The 6,627-nt window shown below is 69.7% G+C and carries 7 protein-coding genes; 5 read left to right on the forward strand and 2 right to left on the reverse strand.

Translation table 11 applies throughout. The features are described from left to right. Nucleotides 1-101: 101 nt before the first annotated feature. Nucleotides 102-929, reverse strand: coding sequence for an enoyl-CoA hydratase family protein (locus tag ACFXI3_RS46980; protein WP_116205276.1), 828 nt, complete (start codon nucleotides 927-929; stop codon nucleotides 102-104). After that, complete coding sequence (locus ACFXI3_RS46985) at nucleotides 926-1,630, reverse strand: SDR family NAD(P)-dependent oxidoreductase (RefSeq protein WP_378408724.1); 705 nt, start codon at nucleotides 1,628-1,630, stop codon at nucleotides 926-928. Before ACFXI3_RS46985 ends, ACFXI3_RS46980 begins: the two co-directional genes overlap by 4 nt. Before the next feature lie 88 nt (nucleotides 1,631-1,718). On the opposite strand from ACFXI3_RS46985, the gene ACFXI3_RS46990 reads away from it, so the two are divergent. The 5 genes from ACFXI3_RS46990 to ACFXI3_RS47010 form a co-directional block, all read left to right on the forward strand. Beyond that, nucleotides 1,719-2,492: a PaaX family transcriptional regulator C-terminal domain-containing protein gene (locus ACFXI3_RS46990; RefSeq protein WP_378408732.1), complete on the forward strand. Its 774-nt coding sequence runs from the start codon at nucleotides 1,719-1,721 to the stop codon at nucleotides 2,490-2,492. Nucleotides 2,493-2,500: 8 nt separating this feature from the next. Beyond that, nucleotides 2,501-3,292 carry a tryptophan 2,3-dioxygenase family protein gene (locus tag ACFXI3_RS46995; protein WP_344287098.1) on the forward strand — a complete coding sequence of 264 codons (792 nt, stop codon included), beginning with the start codon at nucleotides 2,501-2,503 and terminating at the stop codon, nucleotides 3,290-3,292. Beyond that, the gene (locus ACFXI3_RS47000; protein ID WP_378408726.1) at nucleotides 3,289-4,488 is read left to right on the forward strand and encodes a kynureninase; all 1,200 of its coding nucleotides are present in this window, start codon (nucleotides 3,289-3,291) and stop codon (nucleotides 4,486-4,488) included. Before ACFXI3_RS46995 ends, ACFXI3_RS47000 begins: the two co-directional genes overlap by 4 nt. A 147-nt stretch (nucleotides 4,489-4,635) precedes the next feature. Beyond that, nucleotides 4,636-5,709: a Glu/Leu/Phe/Val dehydrogenase dimerization domain-containing protein gene (locus ACFXI3_RS47005; RefSeq protein ID WP_378408728.1), complete on the forward strand. Its 1,074-nt coding sequence runs from the start codon at nucleotides 4,636-4,638 to the stop codon at nucleotides 5,707-5,709. A gap of 470 nt (nucleotides 5,710-6,179) precedes the next feature. Then, nucleotides 6,180-6,627 (forward strand): transposase family protein (locus ACFXI3_RS47010; RefSeq protein WP_378408730.1); only part of this gene is annotated, 448 nt, incomplete at its 3' end.

The raw sequence follows: 6,627 nt of genomic DNA on the forward strand, positions 1-6,627 counted from the left end.
CGCCTACACCGACCTCTAGCTCTAGCTCTAGCTGTCCGTGAGGGGAACCCTGAGGGAATCAGAGTCCCTCAGGGTTCCCCTCACGGACGGTCAGCGGGCGGTCAGCGGCCGGTCCACTGTGGACTGCGACCGGCGGACCAGGCGGCGTAGAACTCCTTGTGGTCTTTGGCTGTCATCAACAGCGCCTGCGTGATGGCTTCCAGCTCGATCGAGCTGCCGAGGTCGCTGTCGAGTTCGCGGGTCAACAGCACCTTCGTGGTGGAGTACGCCAAAGCCGGGCCGTCCGCGAGCCGCCGGGCCAGTGCGGTGGCCTCGTCGGCCAGTTCGGCGTCCGGCACCACGCGGTTCGCCAGCCCGATCGCTTCGGCGCGCGCGGCGGGGAGTTTGTCGCCCAGCATCAGCAATTCCGTCGCCCGCCCGAGGCCGACCAGACGCGGCAGCAGGTACGCCGAACCCATGTCCGCGCCCGCCAGGCCGACCTTCGTGAACAGGAACGCGAACTTCGCCGATTCGGCCAGCAGCCGGAAATCGCTCGCCAGCGCGAGCACCGAACCGGCACCGGCCGCGACGCCGTTGATCGCCGCGATGATCGGGATCGGCGTCTCGCGCATGGCTTTCACCACCGCACCCGTCATCCGGGTGAATTCGAGCAGTTCCGCGGTGTCCATTTTCTGCAGCTCGCCGATGATTTCCTCGACGTCGCCGCCGGAGCAGAACCCGCGGCCCTTTCCGGTGAGCACGAGCACCCGGACGTCGCCGCGATGCGGCAATTCGGCGACGAGGTCGCGCAGGTCGGCGTAGACGTCGAAGGTGAGCGCGTTGAGCTTTTCCGGACGGTCGAAGGTCACCGTCGCGACCCCGTCGTCCACCGTGAACTCGAAGTGCTCCCACGATTTCGTGAGCGGGACACTGGCGCGGAACGGGCTCATTTCTGGATTCCTCCACCGTCGAGTACGAGGGTCTGTCCGTTGATCGCGGCCGCCGCCGGGGCGGCGAAAAACTCCACGGCGTACGCGATTTCGCCGGGTTCGAGCAGCCGTCCGAGCGGGGAGGCGGCGGCGAGCGCGGCTTCCGCGTCGGCTTCGTCGCGGCCGGTGCGTTCGCGGATCCGGGCCACTGACGTCGCGGTCATGTCCGTGCGGACGAACGACGGGCATACCGCGTTCGACGTGACGCCGGTGCCAGCCACCTCCGCCGCCACCGCGCGCATCAACCCGACCGCCGCGTGCTTGGACGCGGTGTAGCCCGAGGTGTAGCGCGCACCAGCCAAACCCGCGGTCGACGCGACCGTGACGATCCGCCCGAAGTCGCGCTCGCGCATCCCCGGCAACACCGCGCGGGTGCACAGGAACGCGCCGGTCGCGTTGACCTCGAACTGGCCCCGCCAGTCGTCGAGGCCCGTCTTCGCCAGCGGCGCGCTCGACGACACCCCGGCGTTGTTGACCAGCACGTCGACCGGTCCGAGCTGGGCGAAGTACTCGCGGACGGCGGCCTCGTCGGTCACGTCGCACTCGGCGCGGCCGGGGGAGTGCACCGTCGCGCCGGCACCGCGGAACCGCTCGGCGACGGCCGCGCCGATGCCGCGCGTGCCGCCGGTGACCACGACGATTCGGTCCGAAAAACTGCTCACTCCCGAAAGCTACACTGCAGCGGGCTGAGGTGTATAGAGTTGCCTCGTGCCCGACACCGAACCCGCCCGCACGCCCCAGGAGCTCGTGATGACGCTGCTGGGCAGCTACGTGCGCCCGCGCGAAAGCAGGCGCGTGTGGTCCGGCGGCCTTGTCGCGCTGCTGCACGAGCTGGGGTTCTCCGACGGCGCGGCCCGGATCGCGCTGACCCGGCTGGTGCGCCGCGGCCTGCTGTCCCGGCATCGCGAGGGCAGGCTGGTGCACTACTCGCTGACCGCGCGCACGGTCGCCCTGCTCGACGACGGCGACCGGCGGATCTTCGGCCTCGGCCGTCGCGACGAACCGGCCGGGACCTGGACCGTGCTGTGGCAGAACATCCCGGAAACCCGGCGCAAATCCCGCGAACGGCTGGTGCGGCGGCTGCGCTTCCTCGGTTTCGGCCCGGTCCAGGACGGCACCTGGCTCGCCCCGCACGACCGCGAGGCCGAGGTGCTCGCGCTGCTCACCGAACTCGAAGTCGCCGAGCACGCCGGGCTGATGCTCGGCACCCCGTCCGCCGCGCTGGACGTGCGTCGGCTCGCCGGACGAGCGTGGGACCTGGACGGACTGTCCGCCCGCTACGCCGCGTTCGTCGCCGAATTCGGCGATTGCCCAGGCGATCTCAGCGACGCGCGAGCGTTCGCCGTGCGCACCCGCCTGGTGCACACCTATCGCGAATTTCCTTCGCTGGACCCGGAATTGCCTTCCGAGCTGATCCCGGCGCCGGAGACCCGGGACGCCGCGGTCAAGCTGTTCCACGACCTGTATTCAGCGCTCGCGCCACCCGCCCAGCGCCACTTCGACCGAACCCTGTCCACGAGATGAGGAACCCGATGACCGGAACCGACGACACCCAAGCCGCGCTCAGCTACACGTCCTACCTGGCGCTCGACGAGGTGCTGACCGCGCAGCGCCCGCGCTCGGACGAACACGACGAACTGCTGTTCATCGTGATCCACCAGGTCTACGAACTGTGGTTCAAGCAGATCCTGCACGAGGCCGCGTTCCTGCAGGAGAACCTGGAAGCGGGCAACACCGCGCATTCGATCCGCACGCTGCGCCGCATCCTGACCGTGCTGAAGGTGGTGGTCGCGCAGATCGACGTGCTGGAGACGATGACGCCCAGCCAGTTCACCAGCTTCCGCGCCCGCCTCGACGCGTCGAGCGGCTTCCAGTCCGGCCAGTTCCGCGAGCTGGAGGCGGTGCTCGGCCGCCGCGACGAGCGCGTGTTCGCGCACTACCCGGACGGCGGCGAGCAGCGCACCCGGATCGCGGACGCGATGCGCCGTCCGTCGGTCTTCGACTCGTTCCTGACGTATCTGTCCGGAAAGGGCTACCCGGTCGCCACCGACCGCGACGTGACCCGTCCGCTCGAGGCGTCGCCGGAGCTGCAGGAAGTGCTGCTGAAGGTGTACCAGGACGACGGCGGCCCCTCGGTGCTCGCCGAGGCGCTGGTCGACCTCGACGAGGGCCTGCAGGAATGGCGCTACCGGCACGTGAAGATGGTCGAGCGCACGATCGGCGACAAGACCGGCACCGGCGGTTCGTCCGGCGCGACCTACCTGCGCACCACGCTGTTCACCCCGATGTTCCCGGACCTGTGGGCCGTCCGGAGCCGGTTGTGACTACTGTGGAATCCTTGCGCGCCAAGGAAAACGCGCTCGCCCCGCACTACTCGCGGTTCCGCGTCGCCGACCGGCTGCTGCTGTCCGCGCATTCGCACCAGGCCTGGCCGGACGTCGCCGAAGAGGGCCTGCGCGAAGCGTTCGCCGACGCCGCGCAGGAGGTGGACGAGAAATGGGGCCGGGCCTTCGCGAAGGCCGACGAGCTGCGGAACGGGTTCCGGCAGTGGCTGTCCGATCCGCACGGCGACTACGCGCTCGGCCAGAACACGCACGAGCTCGTGCTGCGCTTTCTGTCCGCGATCGAACTCCGGAAGCGGCCGCGTTTGGTGACTACGGACGGAGAATTCCACACTCTGCGCCGCCAGCTCACCCGGTTGGCCGAGGAAGGCGTCGAGGTCGTCCGCGTGCCCGCCGCGCCAGTGGCCACTTTGGCCGAACGGCTGGCCGACCAGGTCGACGACCGTACTGCCGCGGTGCTCACGTCGGCGGTGCTGTTCGAGACGTCCTGGATCGTGCCGGGCCTCGCACATCTGGCGGAAACCTGCCGGAGCCGCTCGGTCGAGCTGGTCGTCGACGCCTACCACGCGGTCGGCGCGGTCCCGTTCCCGCTGCACGACCTCGGCCTCACCAACGCGTGGGTGCTCGGCGGCGGCTACAAGTATCTCCAGCTCGGCGAGGGCAACTGCTTCCTGCGCCTGCCCGCGCACGCGCAAGAGCTGCGCCCGGTGATTACCGGCTGGTACGCGGAATTCGGTGCCCTCGCCGACGAACGCCGACCAGACGAAGTCGCGTACGCCCCCGGCGGCGACCGGTTCGCCGGAGCCACCTACGACCCGTCGAGCCACTACCGCGGCGTGCGGGTGCAGCGATTCTTCGCTGACGAAGGACTCACCGCCGAGTTCCTGCGCGAGGTCTCGCAGCACCAGGTCAGCCTGCTCGCGCGCTGCTTCGACGATCTCGGCCTCCCCGACGACGTCGTCACCCGCGACCGGGAAACCCCGCTCGACGCCATCGGCGGCTTCCTCTCGCTGCGCAGTCCCGTCGCCGGGCAGCTGTGCGAACGCCTGGCCGCGCGCGGCGTGCGGACCGACAGCCGCGGCCATTACCTCAGGTTCGGTCCCGCGCCGTACCTGTCGGATGAACAGCTCGAGACCGCGATTTCCACACTTCGGGAAGCTGTCGCGGATCTGGGGTGAAGCTCCCGGGATGCGGGTGGTGGCCCGAAGAACGGCGAAGTAGGTTGACGGTGTGCACCGGTGAATGGGCAACCCCCGCTCCCCGGTGCGCACCGTTCACACATTTGCGCGGCCACGAGCCGCGTGGGAGACAAAGGAGTCACCACCGTGACCGAAGGCGTGTTCGGCCGGCACAGCGGCCATGAACAAGTCGTGTTCTGCCACGACGAGGCCAGCGGGCTGAAAGCCATCATCGGCATCTACTCCACCGCTTTGGGCCCGTCCCTCGGCGGTACCCGGTTTTACCCCTACGCCACCGAAGACGCCGCGCTGGACGACGTTCTCGCGCTTTCCAAGGGAATGGCGTACAAGAACGCACTCGCCGGCCTCGACCTCGGCGGCGGCAAGGCCGTCATCATCGGCGACCCGAACACGCTGAAGTCCGAAGCGCTGCTGCGCGCGTTCGGCCGTTTCGTGGATTCGCTCGGCGGCCGTTACATCACCGCCTGCGACATGGGCACTTACGTCCGCGACATGGACGTGGTCGCCCGCGAAACCCGGCACGTCACCGGCCGCTCCCCAGAGGACGGCGGTGCCGGCGACTCCTCGGTGCTCACTGCTTTCGGCGTGTACCAGGGGATGCGCGCCTCGGCGGACCAGGTCTGGGGCGTCCCCGAACTGACCGGCCGCCGCGTCGGTGTCGCGGGGGTCGGCAAGGTCGGCCACATCCTCGTCGGCCACCTGGTCGAAGCCGGCGCGCACGTGGTGATCACCGACGTCGCACCCAGCGCGGTCGAACGCACTCGCGCGACGTACCCCGGCGTCGAGGTGGTGTCCGATGTGGACACCATGATCGGCACCGAGCTGGACGTCTTCGCCCCGTGCGCGATGGGCGGCGTGCTCACCGACGAGACCGTGGCCGCGTTGCAGGCCCGGATCGTCTGCGGTGCGGCGAACAACCAGCTCGCCCACCCCGGCGTCGACAAGCTGCTCGACGACCGCGGCATCCTGTTCGCCCCGGACTACCTGGTCAACGCAGGCGGCGTAATCCAGGTGGACGACGAACGGCACGGCTTCGACTTCGCCCGCGCCCAGCGCAAAACAGCGGCCATCTTCGACACCACGAAGGCGGTGTACGAACTGGCCAAGGCCGACGGCGTGCCTCCCGCCGCCGCAGCCGACCGCCTGGCCGAACGCCGGATGACCGACGTCGGCCGCCTGCGCTCGATCCTCACGGTGTAGCAAGGCAAACGTCCGTGAGGGGAACCCTGAGGGACTCTGATTCCCGCAGGGTTCCCCTCACGGACACGGGCTGGTCGTAGGGCGCATCTTCATGAGGCCGCGCACTTGCCGCCGAGATGCGCCCCAATGGGGTTGTTTCATCGTGGTTGTGGCTGGTCGGGGTGCTGAGGTTCTGGTGGTTGCCTGTGGTGGCAACGAAACGGCGGCGGAACCAGCGTGGCGGGGCCGGAACGGGTGAAGCCCTCGGCAAGATCGAGATGTGAGTCAACAACCCGCCGAGGGCTTCGAGTCCTTTTCCTATCAGGTCGCGCTTCCTCTCTCGCGATCGACCCTGCAGATGCTGGCTGAGCTGATCCGCGCCCATCGCCGGCGGCTGCGTTCCCGCTGGCGCAAAGCCGCCCCGGCCGAGCAGGCCCTGGCCGTGCTCGCCGTGCTGCGCCACGACCCGCGCCTGGCCCCTCGGGGCCGGCATGGGCGTGTCCGCGTCCACGGTGCGGCGGTGGGTGCTGGAAGTCATCGCCCTGCTCGCCGCCCGCGCCGCCCGGCTGGGCCGGGTCCTGGACCGGCTGGCCGCGCGGGGCGCGTCAGCGGTGCTGGTGGACGGCACCCTGATCCGCACCCGGCGCCGCACCGGCCGGGCGAACCGCGCGAACTACAACGGCAAACACAAACAGCACGGGCTGGTCGTGCTCGCCCTGACCGACGAACACGGCCGGCTGTTGTGGGTGTCGGCGGCGTTGCCGGGCAAGACCGCCGACATCACCGCCGCCCGCCGGCTGCGGATCCGGGAACGCCTGCACGCCCACGACTTGACCCCGGCCGAGGACAAAGGCTTCCACGGCTGGCACAAAGACGTCCGCACCAGCCGTGACTGCCCGGACTGCGAGGGACGGTGCGAGCAGATCGTGCTGACCCCCT

This window comes from Amycolatopsis sp. NPDC059235 (assembly GCF_042754125.1).
GTDB classification, from domain to species: Bacteria; Actinomycetota; Actinomycetes; order Mycobacteriales; family Pseudonocardiaceae; genus Amycolatopsis; species Amycolatopsis albidoflava.

What these genes read in the sequence shown, in the direction of transcription:
- ACFXI3_RS46990 (WP_378408732.1), top strand. Translation starts at nt 1,719, where the DNA reads ATGACGCTGCTGGGCAGCTACGTGCGCCCGCGCGAAAGCAGGCGCGTG.
- ACFXI3_RS46995 (WP_344287098.1), top strand. Translation starts at nt 2,501, where the DNA reads ATGACCGGAACCGACGACACCCAAGCCGCGCTCAGCTACACGTCCTAC.
- ACFXI3_RS46980 (WP_116205276.1), bottom strand. Translation starts at nt 929, where the DNA reads ATGAGCCCGTTCCGCGCCAGTGTCCCGCTCACGAAATCGTGGGAGCAC.